At 70.4% G+C, this 19,521-nt stretch carries 17 protein-coding genes; 8 read left to right on the top strand and 9 right to left on the bottom strand.

Annotated features, from left to right (window positions below; all coding sequences use genetic code 11):
- The first annotated feature begins 4 nt into the window (after window positions 1-4).
- On the top strand, window positions 5-1,048 hold the full coding sequence (locus tag DEJ04_RS13655) for a LacI family DNA-binding transcriptional regulator (RefSeq protein WP_181437827.1): 1,044 nt from the start codon (window positions 5-7) through the stop codon (window positions 1,046-1,048).
- Window positions 1,049-1,061: 13 nt separating this feature from the next.
- Here DEJ04_RS13655 and DEJ04_RS13650 read toward each other — a convergent pair whose 3' ends face one another.
- Complete coding sequence (locus DEJ04_RS13650) at window positions 1,062-1,994, bottom strand: helix-turn-helix domain-containing protein (RefSeq protein WP_111047427.1); 933 nt, start codon at window positions 1,992-1,994, stop codon at window positions 1,062-1,064.
- A 172-nt stretch (window positions 1,995-2,166) separates the two neighbouring features.
- Between DEJ04_RS13650 and DEJ04_RS13645 the strand changes: the two genes are divergently transcribed.
- Window positions 2,167-2,613 carry a MarR family winged helix-turn-helix transcriptional regulator gene (locus tag DEJ04_RS13645; RefSeq protein WP_071405206.1) on the top strand — a complete coding sequence of 149 codons (447 nt, stop codon included), beginning with the start codon at window positions 2,167-2,169 and terminating at the stop codon, window positions 2,611-2,613.
- A gap of 95 nt (window positions 2,614-2,708) precedes the next feature.
- On the opposite strand, the gene DEJ04_RS13640 is transcribed toward DEJ04_RS13645, so the two are convergent.
- From DEJ04_RS13640 to DEJ04_RS13625, 4 genes are all read right to left on the bottom strand, one after another.
- Window positions 2,709-3,557, bottom strand: a complete 849-nt coding sequence (locus DEJ04_RS13640) for a carbohydrate ABC transporter permease (RefSeq protein ID WP_027464448.1) — start codon at window positions 3,555-3,557, stop codon at window positions 2,709-2,711.
- Complete coding sequence (locus DEJ04_RS13635) at window positions 3,557-4,525, bottom strand: carbohydrate ABC transporter permease (protein WP_171907805.1); 969 nt, start codon at window positions 4,523-4,525, stop codon at window positions 3,557-3,559. The genes DEJ04_RS13640 and DEJ04_RS13635 overlap by 1 nt, the downstream gene beginning before the upstream one ends.
- Window positions 4,522-5,841, bottom strand: a complete 1,320-nt coding sequence (locus tag DEJ04_RS13630; protein WP_111047426.1) for an ABC transporter substrate-binding protein — start codon at window positions 5,839-5,841, stop codon at window positions 4,522-4,524. The genes DEJ04_RS13635 and DEJ04_RS13630 overlap by 4 nt, the downstream gene beginning before the upstream one ends.
- A 171-nt stretch (window positions 5,842-6,012) precedes the next feature.
- Window positions 6,013-7,029, bottom strand: coding sequence for a LacI family DNA-binding transcriptional regulator (locus tag DEJ04_RS13625; protein WP_181437826.1), 1,017 nt, complete (start codon window positions 7,027-7,029; stop codon window positions 6,013-6,015).
- A 153-nt stretch (window positions 7,030-7,182) separates the two neighbouring features.
- On the opposite strand from DEJ04_RS13625, the gene DEJ04_RS13620 reads away from it, so the two are divergent.
- The 5 genes from DEJ04_RS13620 (at window position 7,183) to DEJ04_RS13600 (ending at window position 12,301) form a co-directional block, all read left to right on the top strand.
- On the top strand, window positions 7,183-8,415 hold the full coding sequence (locus tag DEJ04_RS13620) for a sugar ABC transporter substrate-binding protein (protein ID WP_111024619.1): 1,233 nt from the start codon (window positions 7,183-7,185) through the stop codon (window positions 8,413-8,415).
- A 148-nt stretch (window positions 8,416-8,563) separates the two neighbouring features.
- A complete protein-coding gene (locus tag DEJ04_RS13615; protein ID WP_017886802.1) occupies window positions 8,564-9,424 on the top strand; it encodes a carbohydrate ABC transporter permease in 861 nt (286 codons plus the stop codon).
- Entirely contained in the window at window positions 9,421-10,308 is an 888-nt protein-coding gene (locus tag DEJ04_RS13610) for a carbohydrate ABC transporter permease (protein ID WP_017886803.1), read from the top strand. The genes DEJ04_RS13615 and DEJ04_RS13610 overlap by 4 nt, the downstream gene beginning before the upstream one ends.
- A 44-nt stretch (window positions 10,309-10,352) precedes the next feature.
- Complete coding sequence (locus DEJ04_RS13605; RefSeq protein WP_111029631.1) at window positions 10,353-11,201, top strand: ThuA domain-containing protein; 849 nt, start codon at window positions 10,353-10,355, stop codon at window positions 11,199-11,201.
- Window positions 11,198-12,301, top strand: a complete 1,104-nt coding sequence (locus tag DEJ04_RS13600) for a Gfo/Idh/MocA family protein (RefSeq protein ID WP_111029632.1) — start codon at window positions 11,198-11,200, stop codon at window positions 12,299-12,301. The genes DEJ04_RS13605 and DEJ04_RS13600 overlap by 4 nt, the downstream gene beginning before the upstream one ends.
- A gap of 139 nt (window positions 12,302-12,440) precedes the next feature.
- Here DEJ04_RS13600 and opgC read toward each other — a convergent pair whose 3' ends face one another.
- From opgC to DEJ04_RS13580, 4 genes are all read right to left on the bottom strand, one after another.
- Entirely contained in the window at window positions 12,441-14,930 is a 2,490-nt protein-coding gene (gene opgC / locus DEJ04_RS13595) for an OpgC domain-containing protein (protein ID WP_146248714.1), read from the bottom strand.
- On the bottom strand, window positions 14,927-15,337 hold the full coding sequence (locus tag DEJ04_RS13590) for an ATP-binding protein (protein WP_111047424.1): 411 nt from the start codon (window positions 15,335-15,337) through the stop codon (window positions 14,927-14,929). Before DEJ04_RS13590 ends, opgC begins: the two co-directional genes overlap by 4 nt.
- Window positions 15,334-17,406: a glycosyltransferase gene (locus DEJ04_RS13585; protein WP_258371385.1), complete on the bottom strand. Its 2,073-nt coding sequence runs from the start codon at window positions 17,404-17,406 to the stop codon at window positions 15,334-15,336. Before DEJ04_RS13585 ends, DEJ04_RS13590 begins: the two co-directional genes overlap by 4 nt.
- 190 nt (window positions 17,407-17,596) lie before the next feature.
- Window positions 17,597-18,355 (bottom strand): TetR/AcrR family transcriptional regulator, encoded by a 759-nt coding sequence (locus DEJ04_RS13580; RefSeq protein ID WP_111047423.1) that lies wholly within the window; start codon window positions 18,353-18,355, stop codon window positions 17,597-17,599.
- Between the two features lie 170 nt (window positions 18,356-18,525).
- Here DEJ04_RS13580 and DEJ04_RS13575 point away from each other — a divergent pair, with 170 nt between their 5' ends.
- Complete coding sequence (locus DEJ04_RS13575) at window positions 18,526-19,449, top strand: NAD-dependent epimerase/dehydratase family protein (protein WP_111047460.1); 924 nt, start codon at window positions 18,526-18,528, stop codon at window positions 19,447-19,449.
- Window positions 19,450-19,521 lie beyond the last annotated feature (72 nt).

The following is a 19,521-nucleotide window of genomic DNA, read 5'->3' as shown; positions in this document are numbered from 1 at the left end:
GCACATGGACTCGGCACTCGGCGCGCGTCCCGGTGCCGGCCGGGTGACGATCGGCGACGTGGCGCGGGTGGCCGGGGTGTCGATCCCGACGGTGTCCAAGGTGATCAACCAGCGCGACGGGGTCGCACCCGCCACGATGCTCCGCGTGCAGCAGGTGGTCGACGACCTGGGGTACGAGACGTCGCTGGTCGCCCGGAGCCTGCGGAGTTCGCGGACCGGGGTCGTCGGCATCCTGGTGCCCGAGTTCGAGCCGTTCTCGACCGAGCTGCTCCGCGGCATCTCGCGGGCGACCACCGGCACCGGCTACGAGCTCCTCGCCTACGCCGGCCTGATGACCGGCGCCGACCGACCCGGGTGGGAGCGCCGGTCGCTGTCCCGCCTGTCCGGCACCCTGATCGACGGCGCGATCGTCGTCACCCCGACCACGGCACTGTCGAGCTCGTCGATCCCCGTCGTGGCGATCGACCCGCACACCGGGCCGGAGGGGCACGCCACCGTCGACGCGGACAACGAGGCCGGCGCGGTGCAGGCCGTCGAACACCTGCTGTCACTCGGGCACACCCGCATCGCGCACTTGCAGGGACGCGCCGACCTGGCCTCCGCCCAGCTGCGCGCGGCCGGGTACCGCTCGGCCCTGACCGCCGCGGGCATCACGGTCGACGAGTGCCTGCTGCGTGACGGTGGCTACCAGGAGGACCAGTCCGCGGCCGTCGCCCGCGAGCTCCTGACCCTCGCCGACCGCCCCACCGCGGTGTTCGCCGCGAACGACTCGTCGGCGATCGGTGTGCTCCGCGCCGCGGCCGAGGTCGGGCTCCGCGTCCCCCAGGACCTGTCCGTCGTGGGCTTCGACGACGTGCCGCAGGCGTCCACCACGACCCCGCCGCTCACCACGGTGTCGCAGCCGCTCGCGGAACTCGGGTCGCACGCCGTGCAGATGCTCCTGACGATGCTCCGTGGCGAACCGACCACGGACCACGTCCGGCTCCCCACGACCCTGCGGGTTCGGGCAAGCACGGGCCCCGCGCCGAGGCCGACGCCCGGCCGCTGAGCACCCGCCGCCGTCAGCGGCGCAGGGTCTGCTTCGGGTACTCGCCGAACCGGGCCGCGTAGGCCGCCGAGAACCGGCCGAGGTGGGCGAACCCCCAGCGGCGGGCAACGTCGCCGACGACCCCGGCCTGCGGGTCGAGCTCGAGCAGTTCGCCGCGCACGCGGTCGAGCCGGACCTCGCGCAGGTACGTCAGCGGCGACACGTCGAAGACCCGGCGGAACGACTCCTGGACCGACCGCACGCTCAGGCCGGCGACCTCGGACAGCTCCTGGACCGTGACCGGCTCGGCAGCGTGCGCGTGGATGTACTCCACCGCTGCCCGCAGCCGGGCGTTCCGGGGCAGGCCGAGCACCGCGGGCAGGTCGTCGGCCTGCGGCGGGAACGTGTCCAGGAACGCGGTGGCCGCCGACCGCTTGGCCTCGTGCCACGCGTCGGAGTCGGGCCCCTCCGCACGCAGTGCCCGGGACAGCGCCACGAGCGCCTCCTGCCAGCGCTCGGCGGTCTCCGGTTCCGGCATGCGGGTCGGGTCGAACCGCAGCGGTGCCGCTTCGACCTCCAGGTGTTCGAACGCGACGCGGTGCACGTACTCCCGCCCGAAGTGCACCAGCCGCTGGTCGTGGTCCTCGGCCGTGAACACGAAGTCGTCCTCGGGGGGCAGGAGCACGGGGACGTCCCGGCGCAACTCCATCCGGACGCGCCCGGAGTCCAGGTGCGCGGTCCCGCTGGTGATCCACGTCACCACGTAGTCGGCACCGACGGGCACCGAGCCGCGCACGGCACCGCGGAGCTGCGAACGCCGGATGCTCACGTCGGAGTCCCCGACGGCCGTGTACCGGTACGAGAAGTCGTCGTCGAGGCGCCGGACGGACCACCGATCGGCGCCGTGGACGGCGGCGAGGTCACGCTCGGCCGAGTCGGGGTCACCGCCGGAGACCTCGAAACGCACCGGTTCACCGACGCGTGCGGCGGAATGCGGAGTCGGGACGGGGTCAGCCACGGTGCCCCGAATCCGTCAGCGCCACCTGCACCGTTCCATGCTTCGCGTTATGTGGATACGCTGGGGCGGTGACTGCGGCGTATCGTGACCCGGACGAGACCCGTGCAGAGGGGACGCTGTCGTGAGCGATGTCGACCTGGACGCGGCGCTGACCCGGCTCGAGGCCGCGGTCTCCGAACTGCGCGGTCGACTGCGCGACGAGCTCGGCGTCTCCGGCGGCGACCTGACGCTGCTGCAGTTCGTCTCGCGCGCCGAGGAAGCGGGTCGGACGGTGCGCGTGAAGGACCTGTCGAAGCACCTGGGACTCACCGGCCCGGCGGTCACCGGCATGGTGGACCGCCTCGAGCACAGCGGACACCTCAGCCGTGTCCCGAACCCCGACGACGGCCGCAGCCGGTACATCGAGCTGACCGATGCTGCCCGCCGCGACTACGCGCGCGCGATGGACGGCACGAACAAGCACCTGCACGACCTGATGGCCTCCTTCTCGGAACGGGAGCGGGCCAGGTTCGTGCGGATCATCGACCGCATCGTCGCAGCCGTTGATCTCGGCGCACCGAGCCCCTGACGGCAGGGTACGGGCGGTCAGGACGGCGCTCGGACGAATGTCCAGCATGCGCAGCTAGGTAAGTTCTCTACCTATCTCCGCATGCCGGACGCCCGTCACCCCTTGACGGCTCCGGAGGTCAGACCGGACACGATCGAGCGGCGGAACACCAGCACCAGGATGACGATCGGCACCGTCGCAGCGACGCTCGCGGCGAAGATCTGCGCGAACGGCACCGTGAACTGCGTCCCGAAGAGCGCGATGCCGACCGGGATCGTCCGGAACGAGTTCTCGCTGTTGAACGTCAGGGCCATCAGGAACTCGCTCCACGAGGCCGTGAAGGTGAAGACGCCGACCGTGAACAGGCCCGGCTTCGCCATCGGCAGGATCACCGACAGCACGGTCCGCCACGCCCCGGCGCCGTCGATCTCGGACGCCTCCTCGATCGTCGACGGGATCCCCTGCAGGTAGTTCCGCATGATCCAGATGGCGAACGGCAGGTTGAACGCCACGTACGGCACGATCAGACCCGGGTACGAGTTGAGCAGCCCGAGGTTGCGCTCGAGCAGGTACAGCGGCGTCAGCACCGCGATCGCCGGGAACACCGACAGCATGAGCAGCGAGGTCATGATCGCCGTCCGCCCCCGGATGAACCGACCGGCCAGGGCGTACCCGGCGAGGAACGCCAGCGCGAGCACGATCACCGTGGTCGACACCGACACGATGACGCTGTTCACCATGTACTGGCCGAGCGCGTTGTCGCGGAAGGCCACCACGAAGTTGTCGAAGGTGAACGACTGCGGCCAGACGGTGGGCGGCGACTGCCCGATCTCGGACGCCGGCTTGAGCGACGTCGTGACGAGCCAGTAGAGCGGCAGCGCGGTGAGCACCGCAATGACGACACCGCTGACGTTGACGGTGTTGACCCACTTGCGCCAGCCCTTGCGCACACGTTGACGGGGCATCAGTCGTCCCCTCCCTTCGCCTGGTTCCGGAACGCCCGGAGGAACAGCAGACACCCGGCCGCGACGATGACCGCGGTGGAGGTCGCGATCGCCGCGCCCGGTCCGATGTTGATGTCCTGGAAGAGCACCTTGTAGCCCATGATCGCGAGCGACTGGGTGGCGGTGCCCGGTCCGCCGTTCGTCAGCACGAACGGCAGGTCGAAGACCCCGAACGCCTGCAGGATGCGGAACAGCACCGCGATCGTCAGGGTCGGGGTGAGCTGTGGCAGCACCACGCGCCAGAACGTCTGCCAGGTGCTCGCGCCGTCGAGCTCGGCGGCCTCGTAGTGGTCCTCCGATATCTGCACGAGCCCGGCGAGCAGGATGATCGCGACGAACGGCGTCGTCTTCCAGATGTCCGCGACCATCAGCCCGGTGATCGCGGGCACCGGTTCGCCGAGGATCACCGGGGCGTCCCCGAACAACCCGAAGAACCACGTCGCGACGCCGTAGGTGCTGTCGTAGATGTACTTCCACAGCTGCGCGTTCACGATGGTGACGAGCGACCACGGGATGAGCATGAGCGCGAGCATCCAGCCGCGGGTGGCCCCGAGCCGCTCGAGCACCAGTGCGACGAGCATGCCGAGCACGAGTTCGACCGACACCGTCACCACCGTGTAGAGCACCGTGAAGCCCAGCGCCCGGTACCAGTCGGCGCTCTGCAGCAGGGCCGCGTAGTTGTCGAACCCGAACGACTGGATCGTGAAGCCCTCGTAGCCGACCTCGACGTCCGCGAAGCTCAGGACCACCGAGTACACGACCGGGAAGATCGTCACCGCCGCGACCACCAGGAGCGCCGGTGCCGCGAAGCCCCACGCGCCCCGCGAGCGGATGCGGTCGAGACGTGACCGCCCCGTCGGCCGGGGCGGCGGATCGACGCGACCCGTGCCTCCAGGCCGTGCCGGTCGTGTCGCCGTGCCGGCGCTCACAGCGCTGCTCCCTGCAGTGCGAGCGAGATGGCGGAGGCCATCGCGCTGGTGCCGCCGTCGACGGACGCCTGTCCGCCGAGGATGCTGTTGCCGTTCTGGTAGACGCCCTGCGAGACCTTCGGGTAGTAAGCGGTCGAGGTCGGGCGGGGCACGAGCGTGATGCCCGCCGCCGTGTCGTAGGTCGGGCGCTCCTGCCGCTTCGCGTCCTCGCTCACGAGCGAGGCGCTTCGGGCCGGCAGGACCCCGCCCTCGCGGGTCAGGAACTGCTGCGCGGTCTCGCTCGACATCCAGCGCGCGAAGGTCAGTGCCGCCGCGGGTTCCTGGGTGTGCGGGTTGATGTAGTTCCCCCACCCACCGATCGTCGAGTGGTGCTCGTCCATGCCGTCGAACGTCGGCCGGGCGGCGAGCCCCACCTTGCCGGCGACCTGGCTGTCCGGGCCGTTCGCGATCCCCCACGCGTACGACCAGTTGCGGAGGAACGCCGCGCGGCCGCCGGAGAAGGCGTCGTTGGTGTCCTGCTCCTGGTACGTCAGGGTGGCCCGTGGCGACGCCCCCGACGTGACCAGCGACCGCATGAACTCGAACGCGCGCTTGGTCTCGGAGCTCGTCGTCTCGGGCTTCGTGAGGTCGTCGTTGAGCAGTGACCCGCCCGCGTCGGCGACGAACTCGGTGACGTTGCAGGTCAGCCCCTCGTACACGTCGCCCTGGAACGCGAACCCGTACGACACGTCGCCGGTGTCCACGAGCTTCGCGGCGGTCTCGCGCACTTCCTCCCACGACCCCGGCACCTGCAGGGAGTGCTTCGCGAGCAGGTCCTTCCGGTACAGGAAGAACGACTCGTCGATGTAGAGCGGGAACATGTAGTACGTGCCGTCGACACTCGCCGCCAGCCGCAGGCCCTCGGGGAACTGGTCGAAGAAGTCCTCGCCGACGAGCTGGTTCACGGGGGTCGCGAGCTTGTTCTTCGCGAACTGCCCGGGCCAGGCGACATCACCCAGGTAGACGTCCGGCGTGCTGCTGCCGGCCGCGATCTGGGTCGTCAGGCTGGTGCGGTTCGTGTCGGTGTCGCTCGGGGCACTGACGATCCGGACGCGGATGTTTGGGTGCTCCTTCTGGAACTCCGCGATGAGCCGGCGGCGCAGGTCACCGCCGTCCTTCGAGGCGACCTGGCCGGCCCACCAGCTGATCGTCGCCTCGCCCTCGGGCGGTTCGGTGGGCCAGTCCTCGACGCGCGTGCGCTCGGGTCGGGTGGAGCAGCCGGCGAGCAGCAGCACCCCCGCTCCCCCGAGCATGAACGTCCTCCGGTCGATTGCCATCCGTCCTCCTCGACGTGTGGTGCTGCGAACCTGTACGTCCACACAACCAGGCGGAGCCTGGTCTGTCCGCCAGGCGGCGGCGGGTGGTGCCGCGCTTTCGCGGTGGACGACAGTTCACGTGTTCGCGGCCCCGCGAACTGTCGCTCAGCCCGAAACGTGGCCGGCGGGTGGTCAGGCCGGGGCGGGGGCCGTGGACTCGGCGATCCGCAGCGTGCACGGCAGCAGGAAGTGCGGCAGGTCCTCGGAGGTGCCATCGAGCTGCTCGATGAGGGCGTCGGCGGCCCGCACACCGAGCTCCGGGCCCGGAGCGACCATCGTCGACAGCCGCGGGTAGTGCTGGTCCGCGTTCGCCTCGGACGACGCGATGCTGAGCACCGAGACGTCCTCGGGGACCCGCCGCCCAGCGGTGTAGAGCCCGACCAGGACGCCGGCGGACGAGTCGTCCTTCATGACGAGCACGGCGGTGACGTCGGGGTCCGCCGCGAGCAGGTCACTCGTGGCCTGCCGCCCGCCGTCACTGCCGGGCCCAGCCGTGACGATCGTCCCGGTCAGTCCGCGCTCGACCATCGCCTGCCGGAACGTCGAATCGACGCGCAGGTGCGGTGCGTAGCCGGCCATCGGGGTGCCCTCGAGGTCCTCGAGGACGAGCCCGAACCGCCGGTGCCCGAGGGCCTGGAGGTGGTCGAGGCTGTCCTCGATCGTCGTCTCGAAGTCGATGTCGACGAAGGGCAGCCCGCTGCTGTCACGGGTCCGGCCGATCAGGGTGAACGGCACGTCCAGGTCGGTGAGGACGGCGACGCGAGGGTCGTCCATCCGCACCTCCATCAGGATGACGCCGTCCACGAGCCCGCCGGACACGAGGTCGTCGAGGTCGTCTCCCGCGGGGTCCACGGGCCAGAGCACGAGGTGGTACCCCCGCTCGGACGCACGCTCCGCCGCGCTCATGAAGAACTGCGAGGTGGTCGGGCTGAAGCGGTTGCCGGTGGTCGGGAACAGCAGTGCGATGATCCGAGTCCGCCGGCTCGCGAGCGCACGGGCGACGACGTTGCCGCGGAACTTCAGCTCGCGCATCGCGGTCCGCACCCGCGCCGTGGTTCCGGGGGTCACGTACTTCGTCCCGTTCACCACGAAGGACACGGTGGCGATCGAGACCCCCGCCCGATCGGCGACCTGCTGCATCGTGGCCATGCCGCCGATCCTAGCGCTCGTCAAGTCAGAAAAGCGCTTTACAGGTGAAGCGCTTATCTGTTAGCTTCTCGCCCCAGGAGCACAGCGACGATGACGTCAGCGGCCTCGTCGATGCGTGCCTGTCCCAGCATCCGTCAAGAGAAGAGCTCTGCAATGAAGCAAAGATTCCCCTCCCAGTCGCGCCGGACCCGCGCCCTCGTCGGCGCCGTCGCCGTGCTCGCCACGGTCCCCCTGGTCCTGTCCGGGTGCTCCGGCTCCGGCTCGGCCTCGTCGGGCGGCAGCAAGGCCCTGACGATCGAGGACTACTACGACGCGAACTACAACCCGGTCTACAAGCAGTGCGCCAAGGAGGTCGGCGCGACGGTCACGATCAACCACGTCGCCGGTGCCGGCCTGATCTCGAAGGTGCTGCAGCAGGCGTCGTCGAAGACGTTGCCCGACGTCCTCATGCTCGACAACCCCGACGTGCAGCAGATCGCCTCGTCTGGTGCGCTGTCCGACCTGTCGGCCTACGGGCTCGACGCCGACGGCGACGTCCCCGGCGTGAAGGCGGCGAGCACCTACAAGGGCAAGCTCTACGGCCTGCAGTCGAACACGAACTCCATCGCGCTCTACTACAACAAGAAGCTGCTTTCGGACGCCGGTGTCCAGCCGCCCAAGACGTGGGACGAACTCAAGGCCGCCGCGAAGAAGCTCACCAAGGGTTCGACCTACGGCTTCGCGATGAGCAACATCAACACGTACGAGGGCACCTGGCAGTTCCTGCCCTTCTTCTGGTCGAACGGTGGTGACGAGAAGAACATCGCCACCGCGGACGCCACCCAGGCCCTGCAGCTCGTCGAGGATCTGCAGGACGACGGCTCGATGTCCAAGAGCTCGATCAACTGGGCCCAGGCGGACGTCAACAACCAGTTCCTGGCCGGCAAGGCCGCGATGATGATCAACGGCCCCTGGCAGCTCCCGGCGCTCAACGAGAAGAAGAGCCTCGAGTTCGACAGCGTGCCGATCCCGACACGCACCGGCGAGGCCACGGTCGCACCGCTCGGCGGCGAGGCCTTCACCGTCCCGCAGACCGGCGACAAGGACAAGATGCAGCTCGCCGGCAAGTTCGTCGGCTGCCTGCACACCCAGAAGATGCAGAAGGCCCTGTCCGAGGTGAGCGGCAACGTGCCGACGAACCTCGAGGCCGGCGCCGCGTGGGCGAAGGACCACCCGCAGGTCGCGTCCTTCGTGACCACGGTGCAGACCGCTCGCGCCCGCACCGGTGAGCTCGGACCCGACTGGCCCAAGGCCGCCACGAAGATCTACACCGCCGTCCAGCTCGCCCTCACCGGCAAGGCCAGCCCCGAGGCAGCGCTCAAGCAGGCGCAGTCCCAAGAGCAGTAGTCCACGGGGAGCCGGCCGACCGGTCGGCTCCCTCCGGCGACGAGGAAAGGACCCCGGCGTGAGCGCCTCGACACAGACACGACCACGGACGATCCCGCCCGTGACGACACCACGACCCGGGCAACGACGAGCCCGGTTCCGATCCGGCGTGACCCGATGGCTCTTCGTGGTGCCAGCGGCGGTCTTCGTGGCCGTCTTCTTCGGCTACCCGGTGGTGAAGAACATCGTCATGTCCTTCCAGGACTACACGACGGCGACCTTCTTCACCGGCGAGGCCCCCTGGGTGGGACTCGCCAACTACATCTCGGTGTTCCAGAGCTCGGTCTTCACGACGAGCCTCGTGAACACCGCATTGTTCACGGCGGGCTCGATCATCCTGCAGTTCGTCATCGGGCTGAGCCTAGCGCTGTTCTTCCGCCGACACTTCCCGCTGTCGGGCTTCCTGCGGGGGCTCCTGCTCCTGCCGTGGCTCCTGCCGCTCATCGCGTCGAGCGCGGTGTGGAAGTGGCTGCTCGACCAGGACAGCGGCGCGCTCAACCAGCTCCTCGGAGTGGTGGGCATCGCCCCCGTGCCGTGGCTGGTCAGCCCGAGCCTGGCGCTCATCGCCGTGATCGGCGTCAACGTCTGGCTCGGCATCCCGTTCAACACGACGATCCTGTACAGCGGTCTGCAGTCCGTGCCCCCGGAGCTCTACGAGGCCGGCTCGCTCGACGGCGCCACCGGGTTCAAGGCGTTCTGGTACATCACGTGGCCGAGCATCCGGTCGGTGGTCAGCGTCGTGATCGTGCTCGGGGTCGTCTACACGTTGAAGGTCGTGGACATCATCCTCGGCCTGACCGGCGGCGGCCCGGCGAACTCGACCCAGACCCTGGCCACGAACGCCTACCACCAGTCGTTCATCAACTTCCAGTTCGGCATCGGAGCCGCGGTCAGCAACGTGCTGATCGTCGTCTCGTTCGTCTTCGCGATGGTGTACATCGCGATCTCACGGAAGGCGGTCGACGAATGAGCGTCGGACTCGCGAACCAGACCGTCACCGCCACCCGCGCGATCACGACCAAGAGCGCCCGTGCTCCCCGGCCACGCGGTTCGGCCAAGGGCATCCCGTTCACGATCCTCGGCTGCGTGTTCCTCGCGATCATGGTGTTCCCCGTCTACTGGATGGTGAACACCAGCCTGCAGGCGACGTCCGGGGCCGCCACGGCGACGTGGTTCCCGTTCTCCCCCACCTTCGCCGGGTACCAGGCCGCGTTCGCCCAGCAGGGGCAGAACTTCGTGTCGAGCATGATCATCGGACTCGGCACCGTCCTGCTGACGCTGGCCATCGCGACACCCGCCGCGTACGGGCTCGCACGGTTCCGGATGCGCGGCGGCCGGGTGTTCCTGCTCGTGCTGCTGATCACCCAGATGATCCCGGCGATCGTCATCGCGAACGCGCTGTACACGCTGTTCAACAACATCGGGCTGCTCAACAGCTACGTCGGCCTGATCCTGGCCGACAGCGCGGTCCAGGTGCCCTTCGCCATCCTGCTCATGCGGGCGTTCATGGAGTCGATCCCGCCGAGCCTGGTCGAGGCCGCACTGGTCGACGGCGCCAGCGACTTCCGGGCGTTCGTGTCGATCGTCGTGCCGATCAGCCGGAACGCCATCGTCACCGCGGCGCTCTTCACCTTCCTCGGCGCGTGGGGCGACTTCCTCATCGCACTGACCCTGACGTCGACGACAGCGGTCCGACCGATCACGCTCGGCATCTACAACTACATCGGGTCGAACGTCACCGACTGGGGGCCCGTCATGGCGACCTCGGTGCTGGCGTCCCTGCCCGCTGCTGTCCTGCTCATCTTCGCGCAGAAGTACATCTCCGCTGGTGCCCTCGGCGGTGCCGTCAAGTGACGGCACCGGACCGACGCCGCCACGCATCCCCCGAAAGGCACACCATGACCACCACCCCGCTCCGCATCACCGTCTGGGGCGAGAACGTCCACGAACAGGTCGAGCAGCACGTCGCCGAGCGGTACCCCGACGGCATGCACGGCGCGATCGCGGACGGCATCCGCGAGCACCTGCCCGAGGCCGTCGTCCGGACCGCCACCATGCAGGAGCCCGAGCACGGCCTCACCGACGAGGTCCTCGCGAACACCGACGTCCTCACCTGGTGGGGGCACGCCGCACACCAGGACGTCGACGACGCCGTGGTCGACCGCGTGCACAAGCACGTGCTCTCCGGCATGGGGCTGCTCGTCCTGCACTCCGGGCACTGGTCGAAGATCTTCGGCAGGCTGATGGGCACCACCTGCACCCTCCGCTGGCGCAGCGAGCACGACCAGGAGCTCGTCTGGACCGTCAACCCGCAGCACCCGATCACCCGCGGGGTGCCGAACCCGATCGTCATCCCCGAGCAGGAGATGTACGGCGAGTACTTCGACGTCCCGACGCCCGACGAGCTCGTGTTCATCTCGGGCTTCACGGGCGGCGAGGTGTTCCGGAGCGGCATGACCTACCGCCGCGGCCTCGGGAAGATCTTCTACTTCTCCCCCGGTGACCAGGACTTCCCCGTCTACCACCACCCGGACGTCCGCCGCGTGATCGCGAACGGCGCCGAGTGGGCCCGGCCCGAGCGGGAGCGGGAGATCCCGACGCTCCGCCGATACGACCTGGGCGAGTACTTCGACGGGCAGCACTACCGCGGCCCGTTCGACGACGCCGAGCCCGAGACCGCAGAGCCGGCAGCCAGCGAGCCGGCAGCCAGCGAGCAGGCAGCCGAGCGCGACGGGGCGCAGGCGTGAGCCCGCTCCGCGTCCTGCAGGTCGGCGCCGGCGGGATGGGACGGGCCTGGCTCGCCACCGTCGCCGCCGACCCCGAGGTCGAGCTGGTCGGCATCGTCGACCTCGACCTCGACGCCGCACGCGCCGGGGCCGAGCACGCCGGCAACCCGTCGATCCCGGTCGGCACGGACCTGACCGCGCTGGCCGCCGAGACCGGTGCCGAGGCCGTCCTCGACATCACCGTGCCGGTCGCGCACCACCCGGTCACGCTGCAGGCGCTCCGGGCCGGGCTCCCCGTGCTCGGCGAGAAGCCAGCAGCGCAGACCGTCGCCGAGGCACTCTCGCTCGCCGCCGCCGCCGAGGCCACGGGCAAGCTGTTCATGGTGTCGCAGTCCCGCCGGTACAACGACCAGCTCGTCGCGTTCCGGCAGCACGTCCGCGACCTCGGTGCCGTGGGCGGGCTGAGCACCCGGTTCGCGAAGGCGCCGCACTTCGGTGGGTTCCGCGAGGAGATGGACGACGTCCTGCTGCTCGACATGGCCATCCACGCCTTCGACTCCGCCCGGTACGTGCTCGAATGCGACCCGGTGTCGGTGTACTGCGAGTCGTGGAACCCGTCGTGGTCCTGGTACCGGGGCGACGCGGCCGCCGCGGCCGTCTTCACGTTCGAGGACGACGTCCGCTACGTCTACGACGGCTCGTGGTGCGCGCCGGGTGCCGAGACCTCGTGGAACGGCGACTGGCGTGCCTCCGGCGCGGCCGGCACGGCGCTCTGGGACGGCGACCACGACCCGTCGAGCGACCTCGACGGCACCCCCGGTTCCCCTGCCGCTGCGCCGTCGGTCGGGCACGAGATCGCCGGGTCGCTGGCGTCCTTCGTCCGGGCGGTCCGCTCGGGCGAGGTGCCGGACGGCGAGGTGCACGGCAACGTGATGAGCCTCACGATGGTCGACGCAGCCATCACGTCGGCCCGCAGCGGCCGCCGGGTCGTCATCGACGAGGTGCTCGAACAGGCGCACCGGGACGCCCTGGCCGCCGAGCAGGACGACGCGATCCGCGACCGCTTGGCCGGCTGGGAGTCGGTCCGCGGCGCCCTGCGCGAGCGCCTGCCCGCGTCCTGAGACGCGACCGCAGGACGGACGGGAGGCCCGTGGCGACACCGCCACGGGCCTCCCGTCCGTCCTGCCTCGCTTCGTGAGCAGGAATGGTCGGGTCCGCACGTCGGACCCGACCATTCCTGCTCACCATCCGTGCGCGCGGTCAGCGCGGGATGACCGAGAACAGGAACTTCTTGCGGACCATGTACCAGGCCAGCAGGATCAGCGCGGTGTGCACCACGAACCCGATCCAGAAGTCGCCCCACGGCACACCGGGGATCGACGCGATCGCCAGGGCGAAGAACACCTGCCAGACGAACACGTACAGGCTCGCCTGCCCGAGCGGGATCCAGAGCCAGCCGATGGCGGCGGCGATGGGCTTCCAGAACACCGTGAGGATCGCGTAGGACACGACCGCGAAGAACGCGATGTCCACCAGGCGGCCCCACTGCAGGTCCACCCGCTGGTACGCCGTGTTGTACAGGGACTCGTACATCGTCGCCGGGAACGGCACCGGGGTGAACCCGAAGTGGTCACCGGCCCACACGTAGACCAGGAACGCCGCGTACCCGCCGACGGCGACGCCGACCAGGACCTTGCCGAGACGTCCGGTGAGCGCGCCGACGATCTGCCGCCGGTAGTACCCGAGCACGAGCCCGTGGGTGAACACCACCTGCCAGGTGAACAGGGGGAACACCGCCTCGAACTGTGAGTTCAGCGGACGGAAGTCGGGGTTGAGCGCCTGGAACACGTAGAGCGCCCAGCTGGCGGCGAGGACCACCCACCAGAACCCGCGGCGGATCACCCAGATCAACGCCGGGATGAACAGGCTCAGCACCACGAACAGGCCCATGATGTTGAACGGCCACGGCCCCATCTCGAGCAGCAGGAACTGCCGGATCGCGTACCAGGGCGGCGGGTAGGCGAGCAGCTGCATCGCGTTCGGGTACAGGTCGTAGACCCGGCCCTCGGCCTCGACGCCGCCGGTGCCCGTGCCGCGGTCGGTGAACGTGGTGATGGCGTCGGTGTTCAGGAACGGGACAAAACTCAGCGCGAAGACCACCAGGATCACCACGAGCGTGACGACGTACTGCTTGCGCGCGCGCTTCCACGCCCCGATCGCGGCCGCCCACTCGCCGAACTTCTTCACGGCGAACGGGTACGTCATGCCGAGGACCATGCCGGACAGGAACACGAACATCTCGGCGCCGGTGATCGCCCCGACGGCGTGCAGCGTGAGGTACGAGTACGGCCCGCCGATCTCGATGTGGGTGATCACCACGGCGAGGATGATGAACCCGCGGAACAGGTCGAGGCGCAGGTCACGGCCGGGCTTGCCGTCGTCGGGGTAGCGCCAGCTCGGCAGCAGCCGACCGAACACCCCGCTCAGCAGGAACACGATCGCCAGGCCGGCGGCCAGCCAGACGATCCACGCCATCTGGTCGCCGCCGGTCTCGTACTCCTGGGAGATCGCGGCGTTGCCCTGCTGCACGGTCACGCGGTCGGTGACCGGGCCGAAGGCGAAGTCACCGGACCGCTCGAGATCGGCGCGGAAGGCCTCCGCGACGTCCGGGTCCGCGGTGAGCCGCCAGTCGGCCACGCGGTTGCCGGCCTCGGGCTCGCGTCGCTCCGCCTCGAGCACGGTCATGCCCCGGATCAGCGGGCGCTCCTGCACCGCGGCGAGCACCTGCCGCCACCAGCTCCGCTTGACCTGGAGCTCGGCGTCGCCCTGCAGCTCGCGGTTGTACAGGGCACCGGTGTCGAGCAGCATCGGACGGTCGTCGGCCGCGGCGAACCGGTCGTAGAACGTGCCCGACTGCGGCTGGTCGTAGCCCCAGTCCTCGTCGAACCGCGACTCGACCTCACCGCTGCGGGTGAGCGGCACGGCGCGACCGGCGGCCTCGGTCGGGTCGCCCTTGCCGTACGAGAACATCGAGAGCCCGACCCAGTCGACGGCCTCCGCCCCCGGCCAGTACGGCCCGTACGGGTCGTCGGCACCGGTGAGCTGTCCGTCGCCGTTCGTGTCCGCCTTCGCGACGTCGACCGGGGACAGGTTCCGCAGCCGCCCGGCGGACTCGCCGAACGGGTAGCCGGCACCGTACCCCGGCGACCAGACCATGAGCGCGTCCGACGTGCCCGCGTGCACGGTCGTCCCGAGCGCCCGGAACGCCCGGACGAACTCCGTCGGCTGCTGGCCCCAGCGGACCCACGTGCCGTTCATCTGCGGTGCGAACCGGACGAGTACCTGGGTGTCGTACTGGTCGTGCAGGTCCTCGAACACGGTGTTGACGGCACGGGTGTCCGCGGTGTCGAGCGACCGCAGTTCGCGGTCGGGTTCGAGGCTCACGACGAGCACCGCGCCCTGGGTCGCCGCCGCGCGCGCCGAGCGGAGGATCTCCTGCTTCGCCGTGCGGTCGAGCGGGTAGTCGACGGAGACCCCGTACATCGACGGCGTCGCGCCGAGCCGTCCCTCGTACCCTTCGGGCGAGTCGCTGGCCCAGTCGAGGTCGGGGCCGAACCACGTCGTCCCCTCGGCCGGCTGGACGGCGGCGGCCGGGTGCACGGACGCAGCCGACGCCGGCAGCGCACCACCGAGCAGGAGCGTGGCGATCGTGACGAGGAGGGCGACCGCGCGGACCACCGGCTGCTTCACCGGTCGCACGCAAGCGTCCAGACGTTGTGGCCGGGCTCGTGCCGGTGCTCGAGGCGGTCGAGGGCGGCGATGGCGAGCGCCAACCCGCGGCCGCTCTCCTGCTCGACGTCGGCCATGGTGACGGCACTCAGGTCGATGTCGACGGGCATCCCGTTGTCGGTCAGCACCGCGGTCAGGGCCTGGTCGGTGGCCTCGAGGCGCACGGAGTACCGGCGCCCGGTCCCCCGGTCGGCACGGACGGTGTGCTCGACGATGTTCGCGGCGACCTCGGCCAACGCGGTCTCGAGTGCGAACCGGAGCCGCACGTCGTCGATGCCCAGGCCGTCCCACCACGCGGCGAAGCGGTCCTGCACCTCGTCGAGGGAGTCGGGCGTCGCGGCGACCTCGAACGTGGTCTCGGTGCTCACAGGGGTCCTCCGGCGGTGCTCGACTCGTGTTCGGACTGGGCTGGGGTGGCCGGGCCGCGGTACCGGACGGCCCGGATCACGATGCTGAAGATGAACAGGTCGAAGACGACCCACGCGGTGTTCACGAGCGGCGCGATCCCCTCGGCCTGGCCGGTCAGGTAGCGGATGCCGATCATGACCAGGGCGGCGACCAGGGCACCCATCGCGTACAGCTGCGGCTTGACCAGGTCCCACCGCGGCTTCTGCTCGGTCTCGTCGCGCACCTTCGGGGTGACGCGGAACCCGAGCGGCTTGCCCCGGTAGACGTTCTGGAAGGCGCTGGTCACCGACTCGATCCAGACCGGGAACAGGGCGAGCGAGTACTGCTGCCCGCGCCAGGTCGGTCTGCCGGCGGCCACCACCCAGAACAGCAGCTGGTTGCACACCAGGAACGGGATGAGCCGGGCGAAGAAGTCGACGCTGTAGGCCTGCACCGGGATGACCCCGAACGACAGGCAGAGCACCGGGGCGGCGATGTAGACGATCGCGGCGAATCCCGACAGGTAGCTCCACATCGTTGAGAAGTACATGAGCCGCTGCCCCCACGACAGCCCCTTCTGCACCAGGGGGTTCTCGCGGAAGAACACCTGCATGGTGCCCTGCGCCCAGCGGAGTCGCTGCACGAGCATCGTCGGCAGGTCCTCGGGGGCCAGGCCCTTCGCCAGGATCTCGTCGTGGTACGCAGACTTCCAGCCGAGGCCGTGCAGGCGCATCGCCGTGGCCATGTCCTCGGTCACCGAGATCGTCGCCAGCGGCATGATCGGCTGCGCCTCGTCGTCACGGTTCACGTCGAGGGCACGGGCGAGCACCGCGATGGACTCGATGGCGGCGACCGGTGAGGCCTCGCGCCGGCCGAGCACGTCGAGCGCGGCGTCGTCGAGACCGGCGAAGGTGTTGGCGTCGGTGGACATCGCCGCGAGCTCCTGCAGGTCGTTCCGCACGGACTCGAGGTCGGCAGCGGCGAACCGGAACGCGATGGCGTCGATCCCCCGCTGGAACGCGTAGGTCACGTCACCGAGGGGCTCACCGGCGCGGACCTGTTCGCGCGCCTGGTCCACCACGGCCTCGGCGTCGTCGAGGGCGGCGAGCACGCGCGGGTCGGTCTCGGTCTCACGGGAGCGGGCGAGGAGCTTGCGTGAGGTGGCGAGGGTGCGCTGCACGGACGCCTCGACCTCGGCCACGTAGCGCGAGATACCGAGCTGCATGAGCGCTTCACGTCGCAGGATGGCGTTGGACCCGCAGAAGAACGCGGCGTTCCAGCCGTCCTTCGACTGCTGGATCGGACCGTAGAACAGCGGCGCCTGGCTGCCGAGGGGGTCGTCGTCCGGCACGTTCTCGAACCACTGCGGCGTCTGCACGAGCGCCATCCGCGGGTCCTTGAAGTACCCGAGGGTGCGGTCGAGGATCGCCGGGTCGGGCACCTGGTCGGCGTCGAGGATGAGCAGGAACTCGCCCTGGGTCGCGAGCAGGGCGTTGTTGAGGTTGCCGGCCTTGGCGTGCCGGGGTCGGTCCACCCAGTCGGCACCACGGGTGATGACGCCGATGCCGAGCGCCTCGGCCGCCGCACGCATCTCGGGGCGATTGCCGTCGTCGAGGATCCAGGTGGTGTGCGGGTGCGTGATCGCCTTCGCCGCCCGAGCGGTGCGTTCGACCAGGTCGATCGGCTCGTTGTAGGTCGTGATGAAGACGTCGACGGTGACGTCGGTGGACGGCTTCGCCGGTGGTTCGCCGCGCTCCCGGAGCCGCCAGGCCCCGAGGGCGAAGAGCAGGGAGTCGATGACGCTGTAGGTCTCGGCGAGGATCAGCGGCACCGCGATCCACCACGAGTGCCAGTTCACCGAGGCCGCCCAGCGCCACACGATGTAGTTCACCCCGGCGAGGGACGCCAGGAGCGCCACCGTCCGCACGGTCACCAGGCGTCGGCGGGCGGTGCCGGTGGTCAGGCGGCGGCGGTCCTGTCGGCTGACGTCGAGCGCGGTCACCGGGTCGCCCCGTCCGTCGTGCCGCCGCACGTGCTGCGTCGCAAGCATGCCTCCTGATCAGCGCGGGCCCCGGCCGCGTCACACACGCCCGAGCGTGGTTCCGGCCGGCAGCTGCCCCGAGGGCACCGTGCCGGTCGTCCGCTCCGGTCATCGGGCGCGACCTCGGCGTGACGACCTGTCTACCGCACGGGCGGGCGCTCTGTCAGGCTGCGCACCCGATCTGGGGACAGCACCCGCGTCAGAACGTGGCGGTGAACCCCAGGTCATCCGCCAGGCGCACGATGACCTGGTCGAAGTAGGCGGCCGGGTCGGACACGGAACCGACGAAGTGCCCGAAGAGCTCGAACGAGATCGTCCCGAACACCGTCGTCCAGGCCATCAGCGTGCGGACCAGGACCTCGTCGGGCAGGGTGATGCCGAACGCGCGCAGGGTGGCGACCCCGTCGGCGACGGCGGGACCGGCCACCCCGGGAGCCGCCGTGGGCGCGGTGGGTGATCCGGGCCTCCCGGCCGGCCCCGGCGTCGACGTGACGGACGAGCCCGCCGCAGCAGGCGCACCGGACCCGACGGCGTCCGCGACCACGCGCACCAGCGCCAGCGCCGTCCGCGACGCGGGCACGACGGTCTCGCGCGGCGCCGCGTAGCCCGGCACGGGCGAACCGAACAGCAGCGCGAAGTCCCCCGGGTGCGCGATCGACCAGTCGCGGATCGCCCGGCACATCGCGACCCAGCGTGCACCGGGAGCCGGTCCGGCCGCGGCACCGGCGGCCTCGACCGCGGCGCCGAGTTCGTCGTAGTCGGTGATGAGCAGGGCCGTCAGCAGGTCGTCGCGGCTCGGGAAGTACCGGTACACGGCCGACGAGACCATCCCGACGTCACGGGCGACGGCACGCAGGCTGAGGGCGGCCGGACCCTCTTCGGTCAGGCGGGTGCGTGCCGCGGCCAGGATGTCCGCGGTGACCGTCTGCCGTGCGAGTGCTCGGGCGGTGGGTGCCATCCGACGATCCTGGCACGAGAGAGCACCGCACACAAAGGAGAGCACTGCTCTTGCTTTTGCAACGGCGAACCGTCATGCTCGATTCCGAGAGCGGTGCTCTCGCAACGACCACGAAGCGATCGACCACGAAGCGATCGACCAAGAAGCGATCAACCAGGAAGCAGGAGCCCATGCCCCACCACCTCATCGTCGGCGCCGGCCCCGTCGGCCGGCACGTCGCGGAGCTGTTGACCGTCCGGGGCGACCGCGTCACCGTCGTCTCCCGCTCCGGTCGCAGCACGGGCATCGCCGGTGTCGAGCACCTCGCGCTCGACGCCTCCGATGCCGACGCCCTCTCCCGCGCCACCGAGGGAGCAGCCACCCTCTACAACTGCGCGAACCCCGGCGACTACACGCAGTGGGAGCGCACCTGGCCCCCGCTCGCCGCAGCACTGCTCACCGCGGCCGAACGCACCGGGGCGACCTACGCCATCACCGGGAACCTGTACCCGTACGGCCCGGTCGACGGGCCGATGCACGAGGGACTGCCGGACGCCGCCACCGACCACAAGGGGGTGCTCCGGGCGACGCTGTGGGCAGATGCCCTCGCTGCGCACGACGCCGGCCGGGTCCGCGCCGTCGAGGTCCGCGCCTCGGACTACCTCGGCCCCGGGATCGGTGCCAACGGCCACGTGACGCGTGTGCTCCCGGCCGCGCTCCGGGGCCGTGCGGTGGCGATGGTCGGGCGCACCGACCTGCCGCACACCTTCACCGACGTGCTCGACGTCGCCCGGACCCTCGTCGCCGCCGCCGAGGACGAGAGCGCCCACGGTCGCACGTGGATGGTGCCGAGCAACGCACCGCGGACGCAGCGGCAGGCGCTCACCGACGTCCTCGCGGCGGCGGGGAAGCCCTCGGCGCCGGTGCGCCGGATGCCCGCGGCCCTGTTCCGCGTCGGCGCACTCGTGTCGCCGATGATGCGCGAGCTGGCCGACCTGACCTACCAGTGGACCGCGCCGTACGTGGTCGACGACCGCGAGAGCCGGGCGCACTTCGGCATCGAACCGACCCCGTGGGACGAGGTGTGCCGCCGGACGGCCGCCGGCGCGGCCTGAACCACCGCCGCCGACACCGCCACCGCCACAACCCGCCGCCGCCGCCACACACGGAAGGGGGTGGGACGCGCC

This window comes from Curtobacterium sp. MCLR17_044 (assembly GCF_003234435.1).
GTDB classification, from domain to species: domain Bacteria; phylum Actinomycetota; class Actinomycetes; order Actinomycetales; family Microbacteriaceae; genus Curtobacterium; species Curtobacterium flaccumfaciens.
Note: the sequence above shows the minus strand (reverse complement) of the source record. Positions and strands in the feature narration are given on the sequence as shown.

Coding starts and splice junctions, on each gene's coding strand:
- DEJ04_RS13655 (WP_181437827.1), top strand. CDS start 5: ATGGACTCGGCACTCGGCGCGCGTCCCGGTGCCGGCCGGGTGACGATC.
- DEJ04_RS13640 (WP_027464448.1), bottom strand. CDS start 3,557: ATGCCCCGTCAACGTGTGCGCAAGGGCTGGCGCAAGTGGGTCAACACC.
- DEJ04_RS13630 (WP_111047426.1), bottom strand. CDS start 5,841: ATGGCAATCGACCGGAGGACGTTCATGCTCGGGGGAGCGGGGGTGCTG.
- DEJ04_RS13625 (WP_181437826.1), bottom strand. CDS start 7,029: ATGGCCACGATGCAGCAGGTCGCCGATCGGGCGGGGGTCTCGATCGCC.
- DEJ04_RS13620 (WP_111024619.1), top strand. CDS start 7,183: ATGAAGCAAAGATTCCCCTCCCAGTCGCGCCGGACCCGCGCCCTCGTC.
- DEJ04_RS13610 (WP_017886803.1), top strand. CDS start 9,421: ATGAGCGTCGGACTCGCGAACCAGACCGTCACCGCCACCCGCGCGATC.
- DEJ04_RS13605 (WP_111029631.1), top strand. CDS start 10,353: ATGACCACCACCCCGCTCCGCATCACCGTCTGGGGCGAGAACGTCCAC.
- DEJ04_RS13585 (WP_258371385.1), bottom strand. CDS start 17,406: ATGCTTGCGACGCAGCACGTGCGGCGGCACGACGGACGGGGCGACCCG.
- DEJ04_RS13580 (WP_111047423.1), bottom strand. CDS start 18,355: ATGGCACCCACCGCCCGAGCACTCGCACGGCAGACGGTCACCGCGGAC.
- DEJ04_RS13575 (WP_111047460.1), top strand. CDS start 18,526: ATGCCCCACCACCTCATCGTCGGCGCCGGCCCCGTCGGCCGGCACGTC.